General features: G+C 69.6%; 25 protein-coding genes and 1 riboswitch. Of the genes, 9 read left to right on the top strand and 16 right to left on the bottom strand.

Going from position 1 to position 26,480, the window contains the following annotated elements; genetic code table 11:
• Positions 1 to 40: 40 nt before the first annotated feature.
• From hemL to hemE, 9 genes are all read right to left on the bottom strand, one after another.
• On the bottom strand, positions 41 to 1,372 hold the full coding sequence (gene hemL, locus QFZ65_RS07110; protein ID WP_306909348.1) for a glutamate-1-semialdehyde 2,1-aminomutase: 1,332 nt from the start codon (positions 1,370 to 1,372) through the stop codon (positions 41 to 43).
• Positions 1,373 to 1,377: 5 nt separating this feature from the next.
• A complete protein-coding gene (locus QFZ65_RS07105) occupies positions 1,378 to 2,517 on the bottom strand; it encodes an LLM class flavin-dependent oxidoreductase (protein ID WP_306909345.1) in 1,140 nt (379 codons plus the stop codon).
• Positions 2,517 to 3,497, bottom strand: a complete 981-nt coding sequence (gene hemB, locus QFZ65_RS07100) for a porphobilinogen synthase (protein WP_306909344.1) — start codon at positions 3,495 to 3,497, stop codon at positions 2,517 to 2,519. Before hemB ends, QFZ65_RS07105 begins: the two co-directional genes overlap by 1 nt.
• On the bottom strand, positions 3,494 to 4,480 hold the full coding sequence (locus QFZ65_RS07095; protein WP_306909342.1) for a uroporphyrinogen-III synthase: 987 nt from the start codon (positions 4,478 to 4,480) through the stop codon (positions 3,494 to 3,496). The genes hemB and QFZ65_RS07095 overlap by 4 nt, the downstream gene beginning before the upstream one ends.
• Before the next feature lie 20 nt (positions 4,481 to 4,500).
• Positions 4,501 to 5,499, bottom strand: a complete 999-nt coding sequence (gene hemC, locus QFZ65_RS07090; RefSeq protein WP_306909340.1) for a hydroxymethylbilane synthase — start codon at positions 5,497 to 5,499, stop codon at positions 4,501 to 4,503.
• Entirely contained in the window at positions 5,496 to 6,773 is a 1,278-nt protein-coding gene (locus QFZ65_RS07085; RefSeq protein ID WP_306909338.1) for a ferrochelatase, read from the bottom strand. The genes hemC and QFZ65_RS07085 overlap by 4 nt, the downstream gene beginning before the upstream one ends.
• Positions 6,770 to 7,495, bottom strand: coding sequence for a hydrogen peroxide-dependent heme synthase (hemQ, locus tag QFZ65_RS07080; protein WP_306909336.1), 726 nt, complete (start codon positions 7,493 to 7,495; stop codon positions 6,770 to 6,772). The genes QFZ65_RS07085 and hemQ overlap by 4 nt, the downstream gene beginning before the upstream one ends.
• Before the next feature lie 123 nt (positions 7,496 to 7,618).
• Positions 7,619 to 9,061, bottom strand: a complete 1,443-nt coding sequence (locus QFZ65_RS07075; RefSeq protein WP_306909334.1) for an NAD(P)/FAD-dependent oxidoreductase — start codon at positions 9,059 to 9,061, stop codon at positions 7,619 to 7,621.
• 4 nt (positions 9,062 to 9,065) lie between these two features.
• On the bottom strand, positions 9,066 to 10,235 hold the full coding sequence (gene hemE / locus QFZ65_RS07070) for a uroporphyrinogen decarboxylase (RefSeq protein WP_306909332.1): 1,170 nt from the start codon (positions 10,233 to 10,235) through the stop codon (positions 9,066 to 9,068).
• A 158-nt stretch (positions 10,236 to 10,393) separates the two neighbouring features.
• On the opposite strand from hemE, the gene QFZ65_RS07065 reads away from it, so the two are divergent.
• Entirely contained in the window at positions 10,394 to 11,737 is a 1,344-nt protein-coding gene (locus QFZ65_RS07065; RefSeq protein ID WP_306909331.1) for a glutamyl-tRNA reductase, read from the top strand.
• 14 nt (positions 11,738 to 11,751) lie between these two features.
• On the opposite strand, the gene moeB is transcribed toward QFZ65_RS07065, so the two are convergent.
• Positions 11,752 to 12,999, bottom strand: coding sequence for a molybdopterin-synthase adenylyltransferase MoeB (gene moeB / locus QFZ65_RS07060; protein WP_306909329.1), 1,248 nt, complete (start codon positions 12,997 to 12,999; stop codon positions 11,752 to 11,754).
• A gap of 85 nt (positions 13,000 to 13,084) precedes the next feature.
• On the opposite strand from moeB, the gene QFZ65_RS07055 reads away from it, so the two are divergent.
• The 3 genes from QFZ65_RS07055 to QFZ65_RS07045 all read left to right on the top strand — a co-directional run bounded on the left by QFZ65_RS07055 (position 13,085) and on the right by QFZ65_RS07045 (position 14,404).
• Complete coding sequence (locus tag QFZ65_RS07055; protein ID WP_306909327.1) at positions 13,085 to 13,750, top strand: TetR/AcrR family transcriptional regulator; 666 nt, start codon at positions 13,085 to 13,087, stop codon at positions 13,748 to 13,750.
• 53 nt (positions 13,751 to 13,803) lie between these two features.
• The gene (locus QFZ65_RS07050; RefSeq protein ID WP_306909325.1) at positions 13,804 to 14,028 is read left to right on the top strand and encodes a DUF3107 domain-containing protein; all 225 of its coding nucleotides are present in this window, start codon (positions 13,804 to 13,806) and stop codon (positions 14,026 to 14,028) included.
• Positions 14,029 to 14,101: 73 nt separating this feature from the next.
• Positions 14,102 to 14,404, top strand: a complete 303-nt coding sequence (locus QFZ65_RS07045; protein ID WP_306909323.1) for a hypothetical protein — start codon at positions 14,102 to 14,104, stop codon at positions 14,402 to 14,404.
• Between the two features lie 5 nt (positions 14,405 to 14,409).
• Here QFZ65_RS07045 and QFZ65_RS07040 read toward each other — a convergent pair whose 3' ends face one another.
• From QFZ65_RS07040 to thiO, 3 genes are read right to left on the bottom strand one after another with little or no spacing between them, the layout of a single operon-like run.
• Positions 14,410 to 15,228 carry a thiazole synthase gene (locus tag QFZ65_RS07040; RefSeq protein WP_306909321.1) on the bottom strand — a complete coding sequence of 273 codons (819 nt, stop codon included), beginning with the start codon at positions 15,226 to 15,228 and terminating at the stop codon, positions 14,410 to 14,412.
• Positions 15,229 to 15,233: 5 nt separating this feature from the next.
• Positions 15,234 to 15,470 (bottom strand): sulfur carrier protein ThiS, encoded by a 237-nt coding sequence (gene thiS, locus QFZ65_RS07035; protein WP_306909319.1) that lies wholly within the window; start codon positions 15,468 to 15,470, stop codon positions 15,234 to 15,236.
• Positions 15,467 to 16,738 (bottom strand): glycine oxidase ThiO, encoded by a 1,272-nt coding sequence (thiO, locus tag QFZ65_RS07030; RefSeq protein ID WP_306909318.1) that lies wholly within the window; start codon positions 16,736 to 16,738, stop codon positions 15,467 to 15,469. The genes thiS and thiO overlap by 4 nt, the downstream gene beginning before the upstream one ends.
• A 48-nt stretch (positions 16,739 to 16,786) precedes the next feature.
• A riboswitch (TPP riboswitch) is annotated at positions 16,787 to 16,920 on the bottom strand.
• Positions 16,921 to 16,946: 26 nt separating this feature from the next.
• Here thiO and thiE point away from each other — a divergent pair.
• Entirely contained in the window at positions 16,947 to 17,642 is a 696-nt protein-coding gene (thiE, locus tag QFZ65_RS07025; RefSeq protein WP_306909316.1) for a thiamine phosphate synthase, read from the top strand.
• 77 nt (positions 17,643 to 17,719) lie between these two features.
• On the opposite strand, the gene QFZ65_RS07020 is transcribed toward thiE, so the two are convergent.
• Positions 17,720 to 18,391 (bottom strand): ferritin-like fold-containing protein, encoded by a 672-nt coding sequence (locus QFZ65_RS07020; RefSeq protein WP_306909315.1) that lies wholly within the window; start codon positions 18,389 to 18,391, stop codon positions 17,720 to 17,722.
• A gap of 41 nt (positions 18,392 to 18,432) precedes the next feature.
• On the opposite strand from QFZ65_RS07020, the gene QFZ65_RS07015 reads away from it, so the two are divergent.
• The 3 genes from QFZ65_RS07015 to QFZ65_RS07005 all read left to right on the top strand — a co-directional run bounded on the left by QFZ65_RS07015 (position 18,433) and on the right by QFZ65_RS07005 (position 22,860).
• On the top strand, positions 18,433 to 19,920 hold the full coding sequence (locus QFZ65_RS07015; RefSeq protein ID WP_306909314.1) for an RNB domain-containing ribonuclease: 1,488 nt from the start codon (positions 18,433 to 18,435) through the stop codon (positions 19,918 to 19,920).
• 316 nt (positions 19,921 to 20,236) lie between these two features.
• A complete protein-coding gene (locus QFZ65_RS07010) occupies positions 20,237 to 21,979 on the top strand; it encodes a DEAD/DEAH box helicase (RefSeq protein ID WP_306909312.1) in 1,743 nt (580 codons plus the stop codon).
• Between the two features lie 8 nt (positions 21,980 to 21,987).
• On the top strand, positions 21,988 to 22,860 hold the full coding sequence (locus tag QFZ65_RS07005) for a site-specific DNA-methyltransferase (protein WP_306909310.1): 873 nt from the start codon (positions 21,988 to 21,990) through the stop codon (positions 22,858 to 22,860).
• Positions 22,861 to 22,933: 73 nt separating this feature from the next.
• Here the strand turns inward: QFZ65_RS07005 and QFZ65_RS07000 are convergent, their stop codons facing one another.
• Positions 22,934 to 23,779, bottom strand: a complete 846-nt coding sequence (locus QFZ65_RS07000) for a PHP domain-containing protein (protein ID WP_306909308.1) — start codon at positions 23,777 to 23,779, stop codon at positions 22,934 to 22,936.
• A gap of 70 nt (positions 23,780 to 23,849) precedes the next feature.
• Here QFZ65_RS07000 and QFZ65_RS06995 point away from each other — a divergent pair, with 70 nt between their 5' ends.
• Positions 23,850 to 25,433 (top strand): aminopeptidase P family protein, encoded by a 1,584-nt coding sequence (locus QFZ65_RS06995; protein WP_306909305.1) that lies wholly within the window; start codon positions 23,850 to 23,852, stop codon positions 25,431 to 25,433.
• Between the two features lie 114 nt (positions 25,434 to 25,547).
• On the opposite strand, the gene QFZ65_RS06990 is transcribed toward QFZ65_RS06995, so the two are convergent.
• The gene (locus QFZ65_RS06990) at positions 25,548 to 26,420 is read right to left on the bottom strand and encodes a general stress protein (RefSeq protein WP_306909303.1); all 873 of its coding nucleotides are present in this window, start codon (positions 26,418 to 26,420) and stop codon (positions 25,548 to 25,550) included.
• Between the last annotated feature and the right edge of the window lie 60 nt (positions 26,421 to 26,480).

The raw sequence follows: 26,480 nt of genomic DNA, 5'->3' as shown, positions 1-26,480 counted from the left end.
CCATCAGGCGTTTAAGGACGCCGCGCCCGGCGCCGGGCAGCTACGGTGTTGCGGCGGCCGCCGCCTTGGCCGCCGCGGGCAGGGCGTCGAAGATCCGGTTCATCGCGGCGTCGTCGTGTGCCGCGGAGAGGAACCAGGCCTCGAAGACCGACGGCGGAAGGTAGACGCCGGAGTCCAGCATGGAATGGAAGAACGGCGCGTACCGGAAGGCTTCCTGGCCCAAGGCATCGGCGTAGTTGTGGACGCCGCGGGCAGCCGTGCCGAAGGCCACCGAGAACAGGCTGCCGGCACGCTGGATGGAGTGGTCCACGCCGGCCTGGTCGAGGGCGGAGGACAGGGCCGTGGAAAGTTCCAGGGACCGGGCGTCAACGAAGGAGTAGACCTCCGGGGTGGCGTTCGTCAGCGTGGCGACGCCGGCGGCCATGGCCACCGGGTTCCCGGAGAGGGTACCGGCCTGGTAGACCGGGCCCACCGGGGCGAGGTAGTCCATCACGTCGGCGCGTCCGCCGAGGGCCGCCGTGGGCATGCCTCCGCCGATGACCTTGCCGAAGGTCAGCAGGTCCGGCGTCCAGGGCTGGTCGGCCCCTGCCGCTCCCCCGGTGAGGCCCCAGTAGCCGGAGTAGCCGGTGCGGAAACCGGTCAGGACCTCATCGAGGATCAGCAGCGCCCCGTGTTCGCGGGTGATCCTCGAGAGGCCGGCGTTGAAGCCGTCTCCGGGGGTCACGACGCCCATGTTGGCGGGCGCTGCCTCGGTGATCACGGCGGCAATATTCGGACCGTGCGCGGCAAAGGCTGCTTCGACGGCGTCGAGGTCGTTGTACGGCAGCACGAGCGTCTCGGCAGCGGTTGCGGCGGTGACGCCGGCCGAGCCGGGAAGCGCCAGCGTGGCGACGCCGGAACCCGCCGAGGCGAGGAGGCCGTCGAGGTGGCCGTGATAGCAGCCGGCAAACTTAATGATGAGGTCCCGGCCCGTGAAGCCGCGGGCCAGCCGGACGGCGGTCATGGTCGCCTCGGTGCCGGTGGAGACCATGCGGACCCGTTCCGCGGCCGGGACGCGCTCCCGGACGATCGCCGCGAGGTTGGCCTCGTCCGGCGTCGAGGCGCCGAAGGACAGGCCGCGGTCGACGGCGGCGTGCACGGCGGCGAGGACCGCCGGGTGCGCGTGCCCCAGCAGCGCCGGTCCCCAGGAGCAGACCAGGTCGACGTACTCGGCGCCGTCCGCGTCGGTCAGGTAGGGTCCCTTGGCGGAGACCATGAACCGCGGGGTCCCGCCCACGGAGCCGAAGGCGCGGACGGGCGAGTTGACGCCTCCGGGCATCAGCCGGCGGGCGCGGTCAAAGAGTTCCTCGTTGCGAGGGCTGCTGGAAGTCATGGGTCCTATTCTTTCAGGCTTGCGTGTGGCTGCTGTTCCGTGCCTGCGGTGGCTCCCGCCAGCTGGTCCGCGACGCGCGGCGCCACTTCGGCGCCGAAAAGTTCGATGGAGCGCATCATGGCGGCATGCGGGAGCGTGCCGTTGCTGTATTTCAGGTCGAACCGGTCCACCCCGAGATTCTTCTTGAGCAGCACGATCTTCGCCGCGACCGTCTCGGGCGAGCCGACGTACAGGGCGCCCTCCGGTGTGCACATCGCGTCGAACTCGCCCCGGTTGCCCGGGCCCCAGCCGCGCTCGGATCCGATCCGGTTCCGCTGCGCGAGCCAGTGCGGGAAGAACTCCTCCCGGGCTTCCTCGTCGGTGGCGGCAATGTGGCCGGGTGAGTGGGTGGCCACCTGCTGCATCGGGTGGCCGTACTTCGCCATCGCTTCGCGGTAGAGGTCCGCCAGCGGCGCGAAGGCCCGGGGCTGGCCGCCGATGATGGCGAAGATGATCGGGTAGCCGTACTCCGCGCAGCGCAGCACCGACTCCGGGGTCCCGCCGACGCCGATCCAGGCCGGCAGCAGGTGGTGTTCCAGTGGCGGGTAGACGCTCAGCCCGCTGATGGCGGGCCGGGTCCGGCCCTCCCAGTGCACGGGTTTCTGCGCCCGGACCTGGTCGAAGAGCGCAAGCTTTTCCTCGAACAGGACGTCGTAGTCCGCCAGGTCGAGGCCGAACAGCGGAAAGGACTCGATGAAGGAACCCCGGCCCAGCATCACCTCGGCGCGGCCGTTGGCGATCGCGTCCACGGTGGAGAAGCGCTGGAAAACGCGGATGGGGTCATCGGAGCTGAGGACCGTCACGGCCGACCCGAGCCGGATGTTCTTGGTCCGTGCCGCCGCGGCCGCCAGGAACACCTCGGGTGCGGAGACGGCGAAGTCCCGGCGGTGGTGCTCCCCCACGGCGAAGGCGTGCAGCCCGACCTCATCGGCGAGTTCGGCCTGTTCCAGGAGCTGGCGCAGCACCTGGGCGTGCGGGACGGGGTGCCCGTCCGGGAAAACACCGACGTCACCGAAGCTGTTGAGGCCCAGCAGGATGCGTCCGGGCCCTACCGGGGCTGTGGGGTGCGCCATGGATTCCGGATCCGGCACGGCGGCAGCACGCATCAGGACTCCTTCAGCCAGCCGGCGAGTTCGCAGGCCCAGTACGTCAGCACCATGTTGGCGCCGGCCCGCCGGATGCCAAGGACGGACTCGGTGATCGCCGAGCGGCGGTCGATCCAGCCGTTGGCCGCCGCGGCTTCGATCATCGAATACTCGCCCGAGATCTGGTAGGCCGCGACCGGCACGGGACTCATGGCAGCGACGTCGGCCAGGATGTCGAGGTAGCTCATGGCGGGTTTCACCATGACCATGTCCGCCCCTTCGGCCAGGTCCAGTTCCACTTCGAGGATGGCTTCGCGGCGGTTGGCGGCGTCCATCTGGTAGGTCCGGCGATCGCCCGTCAGCTGCGAGTCGACGGCTTCCCGGAACGGGCCGTAGAACGCGGAGGCGTACTTGGCGGCATAGGCGACGACGGCGGTGTTGGCGTGGCCGGCTTCCTCCAGGGCCTGCCGGATCACGGCGACCTGGCCGTCCATCATGCCGGAAGGGCCGAGGACGTGGGCGCCGGCCTCCGCCTGTGCCACCGCCATCTGCCCGTAGATCTCCAGCGTGGCGTCGTTGTCCACGTAGCCGTTGGCATCGAGGACACCGCAGTGGCCGTGGTCCGTGAATTCATCCAGGCAGACATCGCTCATGACCACGAGCTCGTCGCCGACCTCCGCCCGGACGTCCCGGATGGCCTTGTTCAGCACCCCGTCGGGGTCCAGCGAGGCGGTACCGCGGGCGTCACGCTGCGCGGGGACACCGAACAGCATGATGCCGCCGACGCCGAGCCGCACCGCCTCGGCGGCGGCGCGCTTGAGCGAATCCGTGGTGTGCTGCTGCACGCCGGGCATCGAGGCAATGGGTTTCGGCTCCGTGAGGCCTTCGCGGATGAAGGCCGGCAGGATCAGTTCACCGGCCGAGAGGCGGTACTCGGCGGTGAGCCGGCGCATGGCCGGCGTGGTCCGGAGGCGGCGGGGACGGTGGGTCGGAAAGCTCATGCAGGATCCTTTGCGGTGGGCTCCGCGGCGGGCGGATGCGGGGATGATGAGGAAGCGGACGGAAATGCGAGGGACTCCACGACGGCGGCCACCAGGCCGGACGCCGTCGGCGCGTCGGCGACGGCGGAGACAGTGAGCCCGAGCGCCTCGGCCTGCGCCGCCGTCGAACGGCCGATCGCGACGAACCGGCAGGTACCGAGCGGCCCGAGGTCTGCCTTGATGCGGCGGGCAGCGCTCGGGGAGGCGGCGACGACGGCGTGGAGGGTACCGGCGGCGATTTCGGCCCTGGCTTCGGCGGCGCTGAGCACCGCGGCGGCGGGGCCGGCGTCGGCCCCGGGGCCTGCCGTCGCCTCCGACCCGCCCGGAACCGAAGGGCCCACGGGCAGGCGGCGCCCGGGATCGGCCGGGTAATCGACGGTGTGGTACGCGGTGACGGCCTGGACAAACGCGCCGCGGGCGGCGAGGCCGCGCCGGAGCCGGGCGTCGGCGATGTCGGCCTGCGGCAGCAGCACAGTCCCTCGGCCTTCCGGCCAGATCTCCAACAGGCCGGCACCGGACTGGCGGCCGGTCGGTGCCAGGTCCACGGCGATTCCCCGGGCCTCGAGCACCCGCCGGGTGGCAGGCCCCACCGTGGCGACCTGCACGTTGCCGGGCAGCCAGCGGCACAGGTCCACACCCCGCTCGGCGGCTTTGGCTTCGAGCGCCTGGACGGCGGTGACGCTGCTGACCACGAGCCAGGTGTAGGCACCGGCGCCGAGGGCATCGAATGCAACGTCGAGGGAGTGCTGGTCGCGGGCCAGCTCGAAGTCGATCAGCGGCAACAGCAACGGTTCCGCGCCCACTTCGCGCAAGGCGGAGACGAGTTCCCCGGCCCGGTCAGGGGTGCGGGCAACGAGGACCCTGGCGCCCTCGGGCACCCGCATCCCCTGCGGCCCGGCTGCAGCCTCGCCGCCCGTGCCGTTGCGGTCGCTGTCTTGTTGCATGAACCGTTGATTCCGCGGGTTCAGGAGGCGGCCAGGTCCGCGATGTCGGCGGCTCCCCGGGCAAGCAGGACCTCCGCCAGCTCGATCCCCAGCAGCGTTGCCCCGACTTCGGTCAGCCCGTCAGTGGCCTTCTTGTCCCGAAGCGTCGCCGTGCCGTCCACGGCACAGACGACGGCTTCGAGGTGCAGCATGCTGCCCTTCCGGTAGGCGTAGGCGCCCACCGGCGCGGCGCAGCCGGCCTCCAGCCGGGCCAGCAGTGCACGTTCCGCCGTGACGGCGAGCCGGGTGTCCGGATCGTCGAGGGCCGCGAGGGCCTGGGCCAGCACACCCTGGGAGCCTTCGGTGGACCCGGCCTTGCGGGGGGCGTCGGCGGTGCGGCATTCGATCGCCAGCGCTCCTTGGCCGGCGGCGGGGAGCATGATGTCTGTCTCGAGATATTCGCTGACGGCGTCCAGCCGGCCGATCCGCTGCAGTCCGGCGGCGGCGAGGACGACGGCGTCGAGATCGCAGGACTTGCCGTCCACGACCGCGTCGGTGCTGTTGCCCGGCAGTCCGGGGACCCGGCCCAGCCGGGTGTCCACGTTGCCGCGGATGTCCCTGATGACCAGGTCCGGACGCGCGGCGCGCAGCTGGGCGGCGCGGCGGGGGGAGCCGGTGCCGATGGTGGCGCCGGCGGGCAGGTCCGCGAGCTTGAGGCCGTCCCGGGCGCAGAGCACGTCCCGGACGTCGACGCGTTTCGGTGTCGCCGCGAGGCTCAGCCCGAGGGCGGGACCGGTAGGAAGGTCCTTGAGCGAGTGCACGGCAACGTCGCAGGTGTCCTGCAGCAGGGCATCGCGCAAGGCGGCGACGAAGACGCCGGTGCCACCCATCTGGGACAGCGAGCCCTTGAGAACATCGCCTTCGGTCCGGATGTGGACCAGTTCCACCGCGAAACCGCCGACGGCGGCAAGCTGGTCCGCGGTCTGCTGCGTCTGCGTAAGGGCGAGCTTGCTGGCGCGGGTGCCGATCCGGACGGTCACAGGGTCCCCTGACCAACCGGGGCGGAGGTGCCGGCGGCGGACGCTGCCGGGTAGGGGTCATGGCCGGTCCCGACGGTGGTGTCGGCTCCGGCGATGGTGGGCTTCTCGCCGCGGAAGTTGGCGCAGCAGCCGGGCCGGCAGATGTCGTACCAGGGTCCGAGCGCGGTCAGGTGCGGGCGGTCGGCGATGTTGTTCGCGGCGGTCCGCTCGCAGATCAGGTCCACGATGCCGGCGACGAACTTCCGGTGCGTGCCCGGGGTGGGGACGCGGGCGGCGGCCAGCCCCAGTTTCGCGCATGTCTCCATGGCCTCGGTGTCGAGGTCCCAGACGACTTCCATGTGGTCGCTGACGAAGCCCAGCGGCACGATCACGATGCCCTTGACTCCCTGTCCGGCGAGTTCCTCGATGGCGTCGTTGATGTCCGGTTCCAGCCACGGCACGTGCGGCGCACCGGAGCGTGACTGGTAGACGAGGGACCACGGCGCGGTCTGGCCGGTCTCGGCTTCAACCCGGCGGATGACCTCGGCGCCGGAGGCCAGGTGCTGCGCGGCGTAAGCGGAGTCCTCGGCAAAGTGGCGGGGCTCCTCCTCGGAGCGTCCGGCGGCTTCGGCGTCGCGGGTGGGGATGGAGTGCGTCGCGAAGAGGATGTGGACGGGAGCGTCCGGAGTGCCGGCCGCGGCGAGGCGGGCACGGACGTCGGCGAGGCCGGCCGCGGTGCCCTCGATGAACGGCTCCACGAAGCCGGGGTGGTCGAAGTACTGGCGCACCTTGTCCACTTCGAGTTTCCCGTCGAGGCCGGTCTCGGTCAGCGCCATGCCGATGTCCTCGCGGTACTGGCGGCAGCTGGAGTAGCAGGAGTAGGCGCTCGTGGTGATCATCAGGACCTTGCGGTGCCCGGCGTCGTAGATGTCCTGGAGCGTCTGCGGGATGTACGGGTCCCAGTTCCGGTTGCCCCAGAACACCGGCAGGTCGATGCTGCGGGATGCCAGCTCGGCCTCGATGCCGGCCTTCAGCTCGCGGTTCTGCTGGTTGATCGGGCTGATGCCGCCGTTGGCGCGGTAGTGGTGCGAGACGGCTTCGAGCCGCTCGTCCGGGATGCCGCGGCCGCGGGTGACGTTGCGGAGGAACGGGAGGACATCCTCCTGGCCCTCGGGGCCGCCGAAGGAGGCGAGGAGCACGGCGTCGTAATCCTTGGGGGCCATCCGGCCGGCCTCGGTGACCGGGTTGACGGCGGTCAGCTGGGGCGCGGGAACCTGCGGATCGAGCGGGCTCATGCAAGGACCTCGGCGATTTCGGCGGCGGAGATGCGGCGGCCGGTGTAGAAGGGGATTTCTTCGCGGACGTGGTTGCGGGCCTCGGTGGAGCGCAGGTGGCGCATCAGGTCCACGAGGTCGACGAGCTCGGGGGCTTCCAGGCCGAGGATCCATTCCCAGTCGCCCAGGGCGAAGGAGGAAACCGTGTTCGAGATGACCTGGGGGAAGTCGCGGCCCAGCATGCCGTGGTCGCGGAGCATGGCGCCGCGCTCGGCGTCGGGCAGCAGGTACCACTCGTAGGAGCGGACGAAGGGGTAGACGCAGAGCCACTCCGCCGGTGCCACCCCGCGGGAGTAGGCCGGGGTGTGGTTCTTGGCGAACTCGGCCTCACGGTGGACGCCCATCGCCGACCAGGCGATCTCCGTGCCCGCGAAAAGCTCACTGCGCCGGATGTCGCGGACCGCCCGCTGCAGGTCCTCCGGCTGCGGTCCGTGCAGCCACACCATGACGTCGGCGTCCGCGCGCATGGCGGAGACGTCGTAGCTGCCGCGGTGGACCACTCCTGCTTCGGCCAGCCGGGCCGTCAGTGCCTCGAACTCCGCGACGGCATCGTCGCTGCGCGCGACGCCGGCCGAGCGCTTGAAGACCGTCCAGAGCGTGAAGAACTGCTCGGTCGCTTCTTCGCTTGCTGATTCGGTGACTGACCCGGTTTTAGTGACAGATTCGGCAGAAGTGTGGCTCATGGTTACCAGTCTGCCCCTTCCCTACTGCTAAGTCGAAACCGGCGACTTCTACAACAAGTAGAAGTGCTGGATTTCACACTGTGGACGCCGACGCCGGGTCGGAATGGAAGTCCGAACTCCTGTTCAGGGCAGGAGGGGCCGCAGCACCTTCGGCGTGTCGGCCACGATCGCGGCGAGTCCGTTGCCGGACAGCCAGCCGCCCACCACGGCCAGGGTCCCGTCCGCGGCGCAGATCTCCCGGACCTCCGCGACACGGCGTCTGTGCCCCAGCGACGCGAACGGCAGGGCGCCGGACCAGCGCACCACGTCCCAGGCGAGGACGGAGCCCTCGCGGACCGGGACCGCGAGCAGGGCCGAAGCATCCTGCAGGGCAGCCTCGAACAGGTCCGCATCGGTCCGGGGCTCCGTGTCCGGCGGCGCAGCGGACGTCCGCCCGGCGGCAGGCCGCTCCGCCCGGCCGTAGGACAGGCGGAGGACGTGGGTGCCGGGGGCGGTCTGTTCGGCGAGCCAGCCCCACTTGGCCGTGGCATGGGTCAGGGCCTTGGCCGCGATGCCGGGACTTTGCGGCGCAACGAGGACCCCGGTGCCGCGCGGGGCTGAGCCGAGCGCCGGCAGGTCCACCACGAGGGTGACCAGGCTGACGTCCGGTCCGGGAGCCGGGCGGCGGCTGGCAAGCTCCGGCAGGGCCGCGGACAGCAGATCGACGGCGGCCGGACCTTCCACCGCGACGACGAGGAGGCCAGCGTCGTAGTTAAGGTCCCCGGACCGTACCCGCCAGCCGCCGGCAGTGCGCTCGACGGCGTCCGCCCGGGTGCGGTTGAGCAGCGTCACGCCGCCTTCGCGGAGATCGGCCAGGAGCGCGGAAACGAGCGTGTGCATGCCGCCCCGCAGGCCTGCCACGGCCGAGCCCGCTTTCTTTCCGCGGGCTCCCCCGCGCTGGGCGGCGACGGCGGCGGCGAGGGAGCCGTGCTGCCGCATTCCGGCACGCAGTCCCGGGGCGACCATATCGACATCGAGCACGGCGGGATCCGCCGAATGGACACCTCCGACGACCGGCGCCACGAGGCGCTCCAGGACACGGCGCCCCATCCGGGCGCGGACCAGCGCGGACACGCTGGTGTCCGCGCCGCGGGTGCCGAGCGAGCCCGGCAGAAGGGCATCGAAGGAGGCGCGGAGCGAGCCCAGCGTGCCCAGGGAACGCCGCACTTCGGGATCCCAGGGGTTGGCCGGGATGCCGAGCACACCGGTCCGGGGCAGTTCGCGGGGCCCCTCTGGCAACTGGACCCATGCCCCTCCGGGATTCGGGGCCACGATCTCCGCGGCAAGACCCAGCTCGGCTGCGAGGTCCGCCACCGCCGACGACCGGGTGGCGAAGGACTCGGCGCCGCTGTCCAGTGTCAGGCCGCCGACGACATGGCGGCCGACGCAGCCGCCCCACTCCCCCGAAGCCTCCAGCACGGTGGTGCGGACGCCGGCGCGGACCAGCTCACGGGCGGCGAGGAGGCCGGAAATCCCGCCGCCCACCACCACGGCGGCGGGCGGGGGGCTGCCTTCAGCTGCGCCCATGGCCTTACTCCGGGGAAATCGAGTGAATCAGTTCGACGACGCGCGTCAGCACCGTCGGGTCCGTTTCCGGAGGCACCCCATGGCCCAGGTTCACCACGTGGCCCGGGGCCGACGCGCCGGCCGCAAGAACCTCCCGGACGTGGGCTTCCAGGACCTCCCACGGTGCGGACAGCAGGGCAGGGTCGATATTGCCCTGCAGCGGCACCATTCCGCCCAGGCGGCGGTTGGCCTCGTCGAGCGGCAGCCGGTAATCCACACCCACCACGTCCACTCCGACGTCGTGCATGGCCACGAGCAGTTCCGAGGTACCGGTGCCGAAGTGGACCAGCGGGGCGCCCAGGTGCCGGACATGGTCCAGGGCACGCGCGGAGGCCGGCGCCACGAACCGCTGGTAGTCCGCCAGCCCCAGCGATCCGGCCCAGGAATCGAAGAGCTGGGCAGCGGACGCGCCGGCTTCCAGCTGGGCACGCAGGAACATCCCGGACGCATCAGCAGCCCAGTTGGCCAGCGCAGTCCAGGTGTCCGGATCGGCGTGCATCATGGTGCGCGGGCCGAGGTGGTCACGGGACGGCTTGCCTTCGACCATGTAGGCCGCGAGGGTGAACGGGGCCCCGGCAAAGCCGATCAGCGGGGTGCTGCCCAGCTCGGCCACCGTAAGACGGACTGCCTCGCGGATGGGTTCGAGAGCTTCCCAGGTCAACTGCGGCAAGGCGGCGACGTCTGCGGCGGTGCGCACCGGCCGGTCCAGCACGGGTCCGACGCCGGGCACAATATCCACTCCGACGCCGGCCAGCTTGAGCGGGATGACGATGTCGGAGAAGAAGATGGCCGCATCAACGTCGTGGCGGCGTACCGGCTGCAGGGTGATTTCGGCGGCGAGCTCCGGGCGCAGGCAGGAGTCCAGCATGGCCACACCCTCCCGGACCTTGAGGTACTCGGGCAGCGAACGTCCGGCCTGCCGCATGAACCAGACCGGACGGCGGGAAGGTGTGCCGCCGCGGTACGCCGTGATCAGCGGGGAATCCGCGGTGCGTCCGTCCTTCAGCGGGTGGTCGGCAGGCAGGCCCGGACGGCCGTCTGCTGCCTGGCCGGCGGCGGAACCGCCGGTTGAGGTGTGAAGGTGCGACGTGCTCGTCTGGAACGTGCCGTCGGTGGCCGCAGCGCTAGGAGTCATGACTCCGATTGTGCCGAAAATCAGCTTCAAAAGATAACGACAACCTGTCACAGGCGGGGCCGCAGGAACGCCCGTGGCGGGAATCACACGGCGGCGTGCGCAGGCCCACGCCGCTTTATTGTCCGGCGGAGGGACGTCAAAGCTATGATGGTCCTGCTGTGGTTCTCTTTTCACTGGTGGCGACTCACGCCGACATCGACCTCGAGACCGTTGCTCAACTGAGCACCGGGGCTTCAGAGCTCGCAACATCCGCCCTCGCCGGATCGCCGGCCGTAGCGGGTGCCGTTGTCCTTGCCACCTGCAACCGCTTCGAGATCTACGGCGAGGCGCACCGTCCCGACGACGTCGAGGCCGCCCGCGCCGCTCTCATCTCCCAGATCAGCGGCTCCACCGGGCTCAATGAACAGCTCGTCGCACGGTCCTTCAGCACCCGGACGGGCTCCGATGTCAGCCGGCACCTGTTTTCGGTCAGCTCCGGGCTGGACTCGGCCGTCGTGGGCGAGCGCGAGATCGCCGGGCAGGTGCGCCGGGCCCTGATCACCGCGCAGCATGAGGGCACGGCCAGCTCGGGGCTCGTCCGGCTGTTCCAGGCCGCGTCCAAGACCGCCAAGGACGTCGGGGCGCAGACCGCCCTCGGTTCCCGCGGCCTCTCGATCGTCTCCGTGGCCCTGGACCTTGCCACCGAACTGTCTGAAAACCCGGACTGGTCCACCAAGAAGGCCGTGGTGTTCGGCACCGGCGCCTATGCCGGGGCCACCATGTCGCTGCTGCGCGAACGCGGCTGCACCGACGTCTCCGTCTATTCCTCCTCCGGCCGCGCGGCCGGCTTCGTCGCCACCCGCGGCGGCACCGCCCTGGACGAGGAGACCCTTCCGGGCGCCGTCGCGGCCGCGGATGTCATGATCGGCTGCAGCGGATCCGACAGCCGGGTCGAGGCTTCGGAACTGGCACGGATCCGGTCCGGCTCGCCCCAGCCGCTGATCGCTATCGACCTTGCCCTGACCCACGATTTCGATCCCGCCGTCGGCGAGCTCGACGGCGTGGAGCTGCTCACCCTGGAGTCGGTGCGCCTCGCCGCCCCGCAGGAGCAGTCGGAGTCGCTGGAGCAGGCCAGCAGCATTGTCGCGGGCGCCGCCGGCGCCTTTGAGCAGGAACGGGAAGCTCGTTCGGTGGACTCCGCGATTGTGGCCCTGCGCCGGCACACCATGAATGTGCTGGATGCGGAGATGGAAAAGGTCCGCGCCCGGCACGGCTGCACCGCCGCGGCTGAAGAAGTCGAGTTTGCCTTGCGCCGCATGGTCAAGCAGCTGCTGCACGTGCCGACGGTCCGGGCCCGCGAGCTTGCCGCCAACGGGCAGCAGGACGACTACGTCGCAGCACTTGAGGCCCTTTACGGCATCACGGTCGAACAGCCGGCCGCCCGGACGGATGCGGCGGAGTGCCCGGTCGCCCACGGCGGCCCCGCCGGCGCACCCTCTCGGGCAGACCAGCAGACCGCGTAGGGGCCGGCCGGCTCCTAGTAGACCGGCTTTCCGGGTTCCACATCGCGCACCCACGCCAGGATTCCGCCGTCGAGGTGGCTCACCCGCTCGTAGCCGGCAGCACGTGCCGCGCTGAGGACGGCGGCCGAACGGGTTCCGGCCTTGCAATGGAACACGATGTCCACGTCCCGGGGCAGCTCGCCCCACGCTTCCCCGGCCAATATCCTGCCCTGCGGGATCAGCACGGCCCCGTCGATGCGGACGATCTCGTGCTCGCCGGTCTCACGGACGTCCACAAGCTGGAAGTCCTTCAGCCCGGCCTTCCGGGACGCCAGCATCGTGGCGAGCTGGGTCGCGGTGACGGTGTGTTCGGTACCGGACTCCGCGGACGGCGTGATGCCGCAGAACGCTTCATAATCCGTCAGTTCCGTGATGCGCTCCGCCTCCGGGTCCCGGGCCACCTTGATTTCGCGCCAGCTCCCCCCAAGGGCGTCGAAGAGCGCCACGCGCCCCAGCAGGGAACGCCCGACGCCGGTGATCAGCTTGACCGCCTCGGTCACCATGAGCGAGCCGACGGCGGCGCAAAGCATGCCGAACACCCCGCCTTCCCCGCAGGACGGGACGGAGCCCGCCGGCGGCGCCTCCGGGTAAAGGTCGCGGTACGTCGGGCCGTACTTTTCCCAGAAAACGCTGACCTGCCCGTCGAAGCGGAAGATTGAGCCCCACACATAGGGCTTGCCCAGGATGGCGGCGGCGTCGTTGACCAGATAGCGGGTGGCGAAATTGTCGGCGCCGTCGAGGATCAGGTCATAACCGGCGAAGAGCTCGAGGGCGTTGGAGGCGTCGAGGCGGTCATGATGCAGCCGGACGTCCACCAGCGGGTTCAGTGCGGCGATCGCGTCGCGGGCGGATTCGATTTTGGGCCGTCCGACGTCCGCAACCCCGTGGATCACCTGCCGCTGGAGGTTGCTCAGGTCCACGACGTCGTCATCGATGATGCCCAACGTGCCCACCCCGGCGGCGGCGAGGTACAACAGGGCCGGCGAGCCGAGGCCGCCGGCTCCGATGACGAGGACTTTGGCGTTCTTCAGGCGGCGCTGGCCGAGGGATCCGATCTCGGGAATGATCAGGTGCCTGGAGTAGCGTTCCACCTCTTCGGGGCTGAGGCCTTCGGCCGGCTCCACGAGCGGGCCGGGCTCCTGGTTTAGCAGTGGGTCCGGCAGCAGGTCCAGCGGTTGCTCCGGAGTTGCAGGGGTGGCGGCGGGGGTGAACTTGGAGGCCATAGTTCAATCTATGCCCGAAGATACCGCCAGGTCATATTACCCCCGCGTAAAGTGGGACCTAACAGCGAAGGAAAGAAGGCCGACAGTGGTTCATGAGGCACCGGGTGAACGTGGCTCCGCGGGTGGGACGGGGTACGGACAGGCCCGCAGCGGAGGCCGGTCGGCACGACTGCCCCGCAACGAACGCCGGGCCCAGTTGCTCGCCGCCGCCCATGAGGTCTTCGTTGCCAACGGCTACCACGGGGCTGCGATGGATGAGATCGCGGAGACCGCGCATGTCAGCAAGCCGGTGCTGTACCAGCACTTTCCGTCCAAGCGGGAGCTGTACCTTGCCTTGCTGGACAGCCATCTGAGCACGCTCATCGCGCTGCTGCTGGGTGCGCTGAATTCCACTACGGACAACGACGAGCGGGTCCAGGCCGTCATGCGCGCCTATTTCCGTTTCATTGCCAACGATGACCAGGCCCACCGCCTCGTCTTTGAATCGGACCTCATTAACGATCCGGATGTGAGCGCCCGGCTGGAGTCGTTCAATAAAACCTTCGCCGATGCGGTCGCACACGTTATCGCCGAGGACACGAAGCTGCCCGAACTTGAGGCCCGGCTCCTGGGCCGCGGACTCGCCGGCCTGGCCCAGGTCAGCGCCCGGTACTGGCTGGAAACGGGCGGGGATCTCGACCTCGATGTGGCCAGCGACCTGATCTATCGTTTAGCTTGGCGCGGAATCTCCCGGTTTCCGAAGGAGTCCTAGGCTACAAATGGAGAGAACACCTTTAGAACTTTGATTGGCTGGGAGGCCTTGCTGTGGAAGTAAAGATCGGCATTCAGAACATCGGCCGCGAAATCACGCTCGAGTCGGCGCAGGACGCGGACGAATTGGCCAAGGTGGTGGCGGAATCCATCTCGAAGGGCACGGAACTGCGCCTCACCGATGACAAGGGCCGCCAGATCATCATCCCGTCCAGCGTCCTGGGCTACGTTGAAATCGGCGCCGAAGAAGTCCGTCGCGTAGGTTTCGGCGCGCTTTAACTGCCGCGAGGGAACCGCCGACCCGCCAGACCACGGCAGGATCTGCCGATCCGCCAGAAGCAGGAGTCCGAAAATGCTGTCCTTGATTGTGGTTGCCATGGTGACCGCGGCCGTCGGCTTCGTGGTCTGGGCAAATGACAAGCGGCATGCCAAGTACGGCATCAGCGTACCTGCCGGCGTGGCGGTGGCCGTCGGAATGCTGAGCTGGATCATTTTCATGGCGGCTGGCCTGGGCTACCAGCCCGGGCTGACCTGGATTCCCTGGATCCTGCCCCTTCTGCTGGGCGCGGCGGCGGCCGTGGCCGTGGTGCTGTACCTCGGCCGGCGCCGCACCCGGCACGACACGGCCCGCCTCACCGCCATCCTGCGCCTCTAAGTGTCCTAGAGGAATTCGGCCCGGCCTTCCATCGCGGAGGATGCCAGCGCGTGCTCGCGGCGCGGGATCCTGCCGGCCCGTCTGGCAAGCCTTCCCGCGATGACTGCGTGCTTGAAGGCCGCTCCCATCCGGGCCGGGTCCTGCGCCCGGGTCACTGCGGTGGCGAGCAGAACGGCGTCGCAACCGAGCTCCATCGCCAGGGCCGCGTCGGAGGCGGTGCCGATGCCGGCGTCCAGCACCACCGGCACGGAGGCCCTGGAGACGATCAGCTCGATGTTGTGCGGGTTGAGGATACCCAGCCCGGTGCCGATGGGTGCTCCCAGGGGCATCACCGCCGTGGCGCCAAGATTCTCCAGGCGCAGCGCCAGCACGGGGTCATCGTTGGTGTAGGCGAACACCTTGAAGCCGCGTGCCACGAGCTGCTCGGTTGCATCCACGAGTTCCACGGCGTCCGGCAGGAGGGTCTGCTCGTCGGCAATGACCTCCAGCTTCACCCAGTCCGTTTCGAGGGCTTCGCGGGCCAGTTCGGCGGTCAGCACGGCGTCCCGGGCGGTGAAACAGCCCGCCGTGTTGGGCAGCACGCGGATATTGCTCTCAACCAGCAGCTGGAACAGGGATCCCGTCTCCGCAGGTGAATAGCGCCGCATGGCCACGGTGGTCAGTTCGGTGCCTGACGCCAGGAGGGCCGCCCCGAGGCCGTGGAGGCTCGGAGCCCCGCCGGTCCCCATGATCAGCCGTGACCCAAGCTGCACGCCGTCGACGACGAACGGGTCATCGGTTCCGGTGGACGCACCCGGAGCTGCGGTGAGTGTTGTTTCTTCCATGCTTTTCAGCCTCCCTGTACTGCCGTAACCAGCTCGATGTCGTCCCCGTCGGCGAGCGCCGTGCCGTGCCACTGGCTGCGGGGCACCACCCCTGCGTTGCGGGCGACGGCGATGCCCAGCCTTCCGCCGTCCGCGGACTGCCCGTTCGGGGCCAGCGTCCGCCCGGTGACCTGGGTGACCAGGGTGCTGACGGAGGCGCCGTCGGGGACTGTGTGCTCCACGCCGTTGAGTTTGATGTTCATGGTGTGTCCTTTCTAGTGTCTGTGTGGGCCCCGGGCTGCTGCGGGTTTGGGTTCTGGGCGGAGAACCTGTCCGGCCGGAAACGGCTCCAGCGGGCGTCCGCCCGGCCGTCCAGCAGCTGCCGGCAGATCCGCGCGGCCACGGGCGTCAGCAGGATCCCGTGCCGGAAGAAGCCGGTGGCGATGGTGAGTCCCGCAACGTCGCCCGCGCCGCCCGAGGCCCGGTCCGGAACGCGGCCCAGCAAGGGGGCGTTGTCCGGGGTGGCGGGCCGCGACCGGGCGGTGGCTTCCAGCAGTTCCAGCTCCGCGACGGCAGGCAGCAGTTGCTGCGCATCGCGCAGCAACTGATAGACGCCGCCGGCAGAGACTGCACCCGGGCCGGTCGCGGTCCGCTCCCCCGGGCCGTCTTCGCGCTGGGTGGCCCCGATCACCACCGTGCCGTCCTGCCGCGGCACAATGTACACCGGCACCCCGCGGACCAGCCCGCGCACGGTGGAGCCCAGCAGCGGCCGCAGCCGGACCGGCACCCGGAGCCGAAGGATGTCGCCGTGGACCGGGCGCAGCGGCAGCCGCAGCCCGGGCGGGAGCCCGCCCAGCCCGGCAGCACCCAGGCCGTTGGCCACGATCGTCTCCCCGGCGAGGAGCTCACCTCCGCCGGCCAGGCGAACGCCGCCGACCCGTCCGTCCTGCCAGAGCAGCCCTGTGGCGCGGCGCCGCAGGGCGTGGCTTCCGCCGTCGGCAGCCAGCAGCGCCGCGATCCGGGCCAGCAGGAGGCGGGGGTCCACCTGGTGGTCGGCGGGAATGTCGAAAGCACAGGAGATGCCAGGGCTCAGCAGGGGTTCGCGGGCGCGGGCTTCACGCACCGTCAGCGGCTCCACCGTGAGGCCACAGGCCCGCTGTACGGTCCGGAGGTCCGCTAGCGCCTGCCGGTCAGCCGCGTCGGCGCCGACCGCGAGGGTCGGCGTCGTGAGGTAACCGGTTCCGGGATCCCCGGCTTCCCCGGCCACGGGCTGGAGCTGCGTGGTGGGCTGGAGCTGCGCGGCGAAGCCGGGCCAGAGCCGGGAGGACTCGAGCATCAGCTCCAGCAGGCCCTCCTCCTGGTAGTGGAGTTCACTCACCGGGGCAAGCATGCCGGCCGCGGCCCAGCTGGCCCCGGTGCCGGGGGCGTCGTCGATCAGGGCCACTGTGCGGCCCGAGCGGCGCAGCTCCCAGGCGATGCCGTGCCCGACCAAGCCTCCGCCGATCACGGCAACGTCGTAATACTGCCCCATTTGCGCGTCTTCAGCGGCGGCGCTGGCATCTTTCAGTCCGGCTGTAGTGCCGATGACGGAATCCTTCCCTACGCCGGTACTAACCGGATCAGGTCAAGCGGTCGGCTCTGATGCCCTCTCAGCCCTGGGGCGCCGGGCGCCAATGGCGCACGGTGCAGCAACGGGCTCCCGCGGTATGGGCCCAGTCTAGAGGAACTAGGCTTGTGGCATGAGCCGGAACGACGTCCACACCACCGCCCGCCTGTATCTGTGCACCGATGCCCGCAAGGACCGCGGCGACTTCGAGGCCTTCATCAATGCCGCTTTCGCCGGCGGCGTCGACATCATCCAGCTGCGGGACAAGTCCTTGGAGGCCGCCGAGGAACTTGAGCTGCTCGAGGTCCTGCACCAGGCCGCGCACCGGCACGGCCGGCTCTGGGCGGTCAACGACCGGGCGGACCTGGCCGCCCTGTCCGGCGCGCCGGTGTTCCACATCGGACAAAAGGACATCACGCTGCCCGCCGCGAGGGGCTTCCTCGGCAAGGAGGCCGTCATCGGTCTCTCCACCCATAGCCCCGAACAGGTCGACGCCGCCATCGCCGCTTCCCCGGGCCGCAGCGGGCTGGACTACTTCTGCGTCGGACCCCTCTGGGCCACGCCCACCAAGCCGGGGCGCGCCGCCGTCGGGCTGGAGCTGGTCCGGTACGCCGCGGACGCGATCCGCCGCGCGGAGGAGGCCAGCATCGGCAAGGTGGACGGCGTGGTGCCCTGGTTCGCCATCGGCGGCATCGACCTGGGAAACGTGGAGCAGGTGGTGCAGGCAGGTGCCCGCCGCATCGTGGTGGTCCGCGCCATCACCGAGGCCGATGATCCCGAGGCCGCCGCCCGTGCCCTGCTCGCGGCCCTCGACGCCGCGGACGTCTAAAACCCGCGGACGTCTGACGCCGACCGGCGGACGCCGGCGGATGCAGGCAGGCCGCAGGCCGGCCTCTGGCGGGGCCGTTACCCGGCCAGCCCCAGCTGCGTCATCCGGAGTGAGTGACTGGCCGCGAGCTGGGCCGTCAGTTCCCTGACCAGCTCACGGAACGGCTCCCCGTCCAGTCCGGCCAGTCCGCTGAGGAACGCGTGCTCAAAGCTGACCCGCCGGGCCTGCGCCAGGACCTCCCCCAGCAGCCGCCTCGCCCACAGGGCAAGCCGCGAAGCCAGCCTGGGGTCATCCGCAAGGGCCGCCGTCAGCCGGTCCCGCAGCAGGGACGTGACCTCCTTGTCGGCCTGGATCCGTTCAGCCAGCTCCCGGGTCGGCGTGTCGACGTAGCCGGCGACGGCGCGGTAGAAGTCGGCGGAGACCGTGTCGATCACGTACGCCTTCATGAGCGCCTCAAACCAGTCGGCCGGACGGGTGCGCTGATGGAAGTGGTCCACGGAAGGCTGGAAGGGCAGCATGGCCACCTCCGGATCCCTGCCCATGTCATCCAGCCGTGCGCTGACCTGTTCGTAATGCTGGAATTCGATCACGGCGATCCTGCCCAGCACGGCGCGCTCATGCAGGGTGGGCGCGTAGCGGGCGTCGGAAGAGAGGCGTTCGAAGGCGGAGAGCTCGCCATAGGCCAGCACGCCCAGCAGATCCCCCACAAAGCTGTTGTAGCGGGCAGGATCAGCCGGTGATGTGCTCATGATCCAAGACTAATAGCGCATTTCGGGCTAACCTGATTTTCGTGTCCCATCATCGCCTGACCCCCAGCATCCACCGGCAGGAGAACCAGCTCGCCCTGGCGCTCACCGCGCTGCGCACCACGCTGGAGCTGCCCGGGCCGTTCCCCGAGGACGTGCTCCGGGAAGCGAAGGAGGCCGTGGACGCGCATGAGCTGCCGGAGCTTGATTTCACCCACATCGAGTTCGTGACCATCGATCCGGAGTCCTCCACGGACCTGGACCAGGCCCTCCACATCGCGCGCGCCGGTGCCGGCTACAAAGTGCATTACGCCATCGCGGACGTCCCCTCTTTTGTAGCCCCCGGCGGGGCCCTCGACGCCGAAACCCGCCGCCGCGGCCAGACCTTCTACACCCCGAACGGCCGGATCCCGCTGCATCCCGAGGTCATTAGCGAGGAAGCCGGCAGCCTGCTCGCCGGTCAGCTGTGCGCGGCCTTCGTCTGGGAATTCGAGCTCGACGCGGACGCGGAGGTCACCGCGGTGCTCGTGCGGCGGGCGCGGGTGCGCAGCCGGGCGCAGCTCAGCTACCCGGGTGTCCAGGCGGACCTCGACGCCGGCACCGCTGCGCCCGTGCTCCAGCTGCTCCGGGAAGTCGGGATCAAGCGCGTGGAGCTGGAACGGCTCCGCGGGGGCGCCAGCCTCAACATGCCGGAACAGGAAATTGAACAGCTGCCCGACGGCGGCTACCGGATCGTCGCTGCGCCGCCGCTGCCGGTGGAGGACTGGAACGCCCAGATCTCGCTGATGACCGGCATGGCCGCAGCCGGGATCATGCTCGAAGGAAAAGTCGGCATCCTGCGCACGATGCCCGCTCCGGACGAGAACTCGCTGGCGCACTTCCACCGCCAGACCCGTGCCCTGGGCAAGCCCTGGGACGGGGAGGTGAGCTACGGCGAATACCTCCGCACCCTGGATCCCACAGACCCGCAGCAGCTGGCGATTGTGCACTCGGCCGGCATGCTGTTCCGCGGAGCCGGATACACCCCCTTCGACGGCAGCGTTCCGGAAGCCGCCACGCAGTCAGCCATCGGCGCTGCCTATGCCCACTCCACCGCACCGTTGCGCCGGCTCATTGACCGCTTCGTTCTCGTCATCTGCGAGGCGCTCAGCAACGGCATGGCGGTTCCGGGCTGGGCCCGCGAAGCCCTGCCCTCGCTGCCCTCCATCATGGGGACCTCGGACCAGCTCGCAGCAAGACTGGAGCGGCTCTCCCTGGACACCGTAGAAGCGGCGCTGCTGAGCAACCACATCGGCGAGGAGTTCGACGCCGTCGTCCTCTCCGGTCCCAAGCCCGCCAAGAACGGGAACGGCAACGGGAAGAACGGCAACGGCAACGGCAACGGCAACGGGCCGTCCGGGACGGTCCAGATAGCGGAACCGGCCGTGACCGCGCGGTGCCCCGGGGAGCTGGAGGCAGGCACGCAGGTCCGGGTCCGGGTGCTCTCCGCGGACATCACCAGCGGGAAGATCCGGCTGGAACGGGTCGGCTGACGCTTCCTGTCCGGTGCCGCATTCCGGCGCGCCGGCAGACGCGGCGCGCGCCCGGGTCGAGGTTCCGGGCCGGGTACAGCTAGACTGGAGGGGTAGATATGGATGCCCGGTCGTTGATTCCTTGATTTTCGAATTCAACAAGCCCGCCCCTACGCGATCTTGAGATAGACCCGCTGGTCCCCAGTGCCAGCATTTAGATAGCCCGCGATCGGCTTCCACTGGAATTGCTTGCGCGCCTGAGCGTGCTCCGGAACGGCCTCCCGCCGGCCCCGTTGAGCAAGCAGCGCAACCCAAAATGAATAAGGAAACTCCCCTAGTGAGTGAATTGCACACGCACCAGCTTCTGATCGACGCATCCGGCACGGAAACGCTCGAGCCTGAAGAGACCATCGTCTCGGACGAAATGCCGCACGAGATCGCCGAGAAGACCTTCGCTGACTACAACGTCCGTGCGGACATCGTGGAGTCGCTCGCTGAGGCCGGCATTACCCACCCCTTCCCGATCCAGGCAATGACGCTGCCCGTGGCCCTGTCCGGCCACGACATCATCGGGCAGGCCAAGACGGGCACCGGCAAGACCCTCGGCTTCGGCATCCCGGCGCTGCAGCGGGTCATCGGACCGGACGACGCCGGCTACGACGCCCTCCCCGCGCCCGGCGCCCCCCAGGCCCTCGTGATCGTTCCGACCCGCGAGCTCGCCGTCCAGGTCGCCAATGACCTGCAGAACGCTGCCCGCAAGCGCAATGCCCGCATCGTCACGATCTATGGCGGCCGTGCCTACGAGCCGCAGGTCGAGGCCCTGCAGAAGGGCGTCGAGGTTGTGGTCGGCACACCCGGCCGCCTCATCGACCTCTACAAGCAGAAGCTCCTCGTGCTGAAGAACGTCAAGATGGTCATCCTCGACGAAGCCGACGAGATGCTGGACCTCGGGTTCCTCCCGGATGTGGAAACCCTCATTGCCGGCACCCCGGCTGTCCGGCAGACGCTGCTGTTCTCGGCCACCATGCCCGGCCCGGTCGTGGCCATGGCGCGCCGCTACATGACCAAGCCGACACACATCCGCGCCGCCGACCCCGACGACGAGGGTCTCACCAAGCGCGACATCCGCCAGCTCATCTACCGCGCCCACAGCATGGACAAAATCGAGGTTGTCGCCCGCATCCTGCAGGCCCGCGGCCGCGGCCGGACCATCATCTTCACCAAGACCAAGCGCACCGCAGCAAAGGTTGCCGAAGAGCTCGTGGACCGCGGTTTCGCTGCAGCGGCCATACACGGCGACCTTGGCCAGGGCGCCCGTGAGCAGGCCCTGCGCGCCTTCCGCAACAACAAGGTGGATGTCCTGGTGGCCACCGACGTCGCGGCCCGCGGCATCGACGTCGATGACGTCACCCACGTCATCAACTACCAGTGCGTCGAGGACGAAAAGATCTACCTGCACCGCGTCGGCCGCACCGGCCGCGCCGGGAACAAGGGCACGGCCGTGACGTTCGTGGACTGGGACGACATGCCGCGCTGGGGCCTGATCAACAAGGCGCTGGGCCTCAGCGTCCCGGAGCCGGTGGAAACCTACTCCTCCTCCCCGCACCTCTTTGAGGAACTGGACATCCCCGCAGGCACCAAGGGCCGGCTGCCCCGCAACAAGCGTGTGCTGGCCGGTGTGGACGCCGAGGCCCTCGAGGACCTGGGCGAGACCGGCAAGAAGAACGCCCGCGGCAGCGCAAGAGACAGCGGCCGAAGCGGCGGCCGGGACAGTGCCCGCGCCGGACAAAACGGCGGCGGACGCGACGGCGGCCGTGACGGCGGCCGCGCCAAGGACAGCGGCCGGGAAAGCCGCCGCAGCGGCGAATCCGGTGGACGCTCCGGCGAGCGCCGTCGTCGGCCCGCCGAGGCCGAGGCCAGCGAACACCCGGCCGCCGAGGTGCCGGCACGGGCAGCCAGCGTGCCCACCGAGGTCGACCGCGCCACCCGCGCCCGCCGGCGCACCCGCCGCCGCAACGGCGAGGTTGTTGCCGGTGAACCGCAGCAGGCCAACGCCCGGCCCAGCAACGCCGAGGCTTAAACCGGTTCATGGGTGACACCGTCTGGGCGCCGGACGGCAGCAACCTGGTGGTACACGCGGACAACGCGGAGTACCTGCCAACGCTGCCGGACGGCGCCTTCACACTCATTTACGTGGATCCGCCGTTCAACACCGGCCGGGTGCAGCGGCGCCAGGAGACCAAAATGGTGCGCAACGCCGGGGGCGAGGGCGACCGCGTGGGCTTCCAGGGGCGGTCCTACGACACGATCAAGGGCGCACTGCACAGCTACGACGACGCGTTCAGTGACTATTGGACTTTCCTGGAACCCCGGCTGCTGGAGGCCTGGCGGCTGCTGGCCGACGACGGAACCCTGTACCTGCACCTGGACTACCGGGAAGTCCATTACGCCAAGGTCATGCTCGATGCCATCTTCGGCCGCGAGTGCTTCCTGAACGAGATCATCTGGGCCTATGACTACGGGGCACGGGCCAAGTTCCGCTGGCCCACCAAGCACGACAACATCCTCGTGTATGTGAAGAACCCGTCCAGGTACCATTTCGACAGCGCCGAGGTGGACCGGGAACCCTACATGGCCCCGGGCCTTGTGACCCCGGCGAAACGGGAACTGGGCAAGCTGCCCACCGACGTCTGGTGGCACACCATCGTCTCCCCGACCGGCAAGGAGAAGACCGGCTATCCGACGCAGAAGCCCGAAGGCCTGATCCGGCGTGTGGTTGCCGCGTCCAGCCGGCCCGGCGACTGGTGCCTGGACTTCTTCGCAGGTTCCGGCACCCTCGGAGCGGTCGCGGCCAAGCTGGACCGCCGGTTCGTCTGCGTGGACCAGAACCAGCCGGCCATCGATGTCATGGCCAAACGTCTCGCGGCGCATGCCGACTTCGCCGCCTACCCGCCCAACTAACTTGCAGCAGGTGTCGCTTTGAGCGCCCAGAACGACGCGTGCTGCGAGCTACTTGGGTAGGGCCCGGAAACCCTTAGCGCACGACGGCGGACCCTGTACCCATGTCCTCGATCCGGGCGAGAACTTCCGGGGAAGTCACGTTCTCCCCCAGCAGGTTCGGCTTCCCGGCCCCGTGGTAGTCCGAAGACCCGGTGACAAACAGGCCGTGCTTCTTCGCCAGCCCGCGCAGGAACTCCCGGCCCTCCTCAGGGTTGTCCCGGTGGTAGACCTCCAGTCCCGCAAGTCCGGCGTCGATCATCTCGCGGTAGATGGGCTCCCCCACGATCCGTCCGCGGGCGGACGCCACCGGGTGGGCGAACACCGGCACGCCGCCGGCAGCGCGCACCAGTTCGACGGCGAGCGCCGGATCCGGAGCGTAGTGCTGCACGTAGTACCGCGAGCGGGACGTCAGAATGGTGCTGAAGGCCTCGGTCCGGTCCTCGACCACCCCGGCGGCAACCAGCGCGTCTGCGATGTGCGGCCGGCCCAGGGTGGCCCCGGGCGCCACGTGGTGGATGACGTCGTCCCATGTCAGCGGGTAGTCCTCCGCGAGCAGGCTGACCATCCGCTCCGCCCGTGTATAGCGCGCATCCTTGGCCTTGGTGATTTCCTCCAGCAGCCCGGGATGCTCCGGGTCGTGCAGGTAGCTGAGCAGGTGGACGCTGATGCCCTCCGCGGTCCGGCAGGAGATCTCCATCCCGGGCACCAGGACCACCCCGTACTCCCGCGCCGCCTGGCTCGCCTCGGCCCAGCCGTCGGTGGAGTCGTGGTCGGTCAGGGCGATGGCGTCGATCCCCGCGTCGGCGGCGGACGCCACCACGTCGGCCGGGGTCTGGGTGCCGTCGGAAACATTCGAGTGCGCATGCAGGTCGATCTTCACCCCCTCAGCCTAGTAGATGGGTCCGGCACCCTGTTGGCCTTAGCCGAGCCGCTGGTGAGACGATGGGACCGTGAACGATGCCGATAACACTCCAGTCTCCGCTTCCCAGCCCCTCGAAGAGCGCGTCAACAACCGCTCGCAGCGGCCAAGCTCCGACGCTTTCAAGGCTTTCATGGCCAGCAACTGGGCGCCGTCCCAGCAGCAGCTCCCGGAGCGGGACCCCGTCGCCGGCCATGCCGCGCGCCGCCGCCGCGCAATCTCCGAGCAGTTCAAGGGTGAACGCCTGGTCATCCCCGCCGGCCCGCTGAAGGTCCGCTCGAACGACTGCGACTACCGCTTCCGCCCGCACTCCGCCTTCGCGCACCTGACCGGCCTTGGCCTGGACCATGAACCGGATGCGGTCCTCATCCTGGAACCTGCCGAGGAAGGCAAGGGCGACGACGGCGGCCACCACCGCGCGACGCTGTACTTCCGCCCGCTGGCCGGCCGGGACACCGAACAGTTCTACGCCGACTCCCGCTCAGGCGAGTTCTGGATCGGCGCCCGCCCCACCCTGGCCGAATTCAAGGCCCTCCTCGGCCTGCCGACCGCTGACCTCGGCGAACTGGAACTGGCCATCACCAAGAACGTCGGCGCCCCGGAAATCGGCGGCATCTCGGTACGGCTGGTGCGCAAGGTGGACGAGAACATCGACGCCCTGGTGGACACCGCCCGCTACAACACGGCGAAGGATCCCGAGAACCTGGACCTCGGCGTCTTCGATGCCCTGGATGAGAAGCTCACCGAGGCGCTTTCCGAGCTCCGCCTGCTCAAGGACGACTGGGAGGTGGAGCAGCTCAAGCTGGCCGTCGCCGCCACCGTGGAGGGTTTCACCGACGTCGTCAAGGCCCTGCCGCGGGCGCTCACCCACCAGCGCGGGGAACGCGTGGTGGAAGGCGTGTTCTTTGCCCGCGCCCGCGAGGAGGGCAACGAGCTCGGTTATGACACGATCGCCGCCTCCGGCAACAACGCCACGGTGCTGCACTGGACCCGGAACACCGGCAAAATCACCGCCGGCGAGCTGCTGTTGCTGGACGCCGGCGTCGAGGCCGAGTCGCTCTACACCGCGGACATCACCCGCACGCTGCCGGCCAACGGCACCTTCTCGGCGATCCAGCGCAAGGTCTATGAGGCCGTGCTCGACGCCGCCGACGCTGGTTTTGCCGCCGCGCAGCCCGGCACCAAGTTCCGCGACATCCACACCGCCGCCACCACTGTGCTCGCCGAACGCCTCGCCGAATGGGGCCTGCTGCCGGTCTCCGTGGAGGAAGCCATCAGCCCCGAGGGCCAGCAGCACCGGCGCTGGATGCCGCACGGAACCAGCCACCACCTGGGCCTGGACGTGCACGACTGTGCGCAGGCGAAGCGCGAGCTGTACCTGGACGGCATCCTCACGGCGGGCATGGTGTTCACCATCGAGCCCGGCCTTTACTTCAAGAATGAGGACCTTGGCATTCCGGAGGAATACCGCGGGATCGGCGTCCGGATCGAGGACGACATCCTCATGACCGACGCGGGGCCGGTCAACCTGAGCGCCGCGCTGCCGCGCAAGGCCGCCGACGTCGAGTCCTGGATGGCGGGGATCTACCAGGAAGTTGACGGCCAGCAGCCGTAGCCTCCCGGCGTATCCCGCCGGCAGGCCCGGCTTATCCCGCCCACACGGAAGTACAAAAGAGCCCCGGCCCGGGGAGCAATCCACCGGGACCGGGGCTCTTTCCTTGCCCTGCTTCTAACGCTGCGTGCCGTCCTGGCCGGGATCGTGCTTCGGCGTAACCCGCACACCGTATTGCGGCCTGCCGTCGGGCAGATCGGGGTAGCGGACCGCGGCCGGACGGACCTCGCCCTGCCCGTCCTGGGGAGCGGCCTCGGCGGTCCGGCCCGCTCCGGGCTGCCGGGAAGGTTCGGCCGGGGCTGCCGGAGCGGCACCCGCGTCCTCGGCGCTGCGCTGGCCGTAGGGATCGTTCCAGCCCGCGGGGCGCTGCGGAGCCTGGCCCCGCGGAGGCTGCCCGGGCTGCTGGGGGCCCTGCTGGCCGGGCTCCTGGTGCGTCTGCTGCCGGTAGTCCTGCTGGGCGTAGCCGGCCGGGGCGGAGGCCTCGTGCGTGGTCATCGGCAACTGGTGGAGCAGCCGGCGCGCCTCGTTGGAGGCCTCGAAGGACACCACGACGTCATAGCTGGTGGCCACCACCTGGCTGGTGGAGGTGAAGTCCCGCTTTCCGCGCTGCATCGCGTAGGTGACGATGCCGAACAGCATGAAGAATGCGGCGCCCATCAGCACGGATGTGATGATCGAGAAGTAGCCGCCGGTGGGCGAGAAGAAAGACAGCATGACGCCGACAAAGAGGCCGAACCACATGCCGCTCGCCGCCCCGGAGAGCGCCACCCGGGGGTAGCTGAGCCGGCCCGTGACCCGCTCCACCATTTTCAGGTCGTTGCCCACGATCGAGACCATCTGCACCGGGAACTGCTGGTCCGCCAGATAGTCCACCGCCTTTTGGGCATCCAGGTAGGAAGTGTAGGAACCGACAGTGTCGCCCTTGGGGACAGAGCGGGCCTCGTCCGAGCCGGAGGCGCCGGCCCTGGGAGCACCAAAAATGTTTGACATAAGCCCATTCTTACCTATCCGGCTGGGCAGCGCCTGAAAATTCAGCTAAAAGAGAGCAGA

The sequence above is a fragment of the Arthrobacter sp. B3I9 genome (assembly GCF_030816935.1).
Classification (GTDB): domain Bacteria; phylum Actinomycetota; class Actinomycetes; order Actinomycetales; family Micrococcaceae; genus Arthrobacter.
This window is presented reverse-complemented; position numbering and strand designations above follow the sequence as displayed.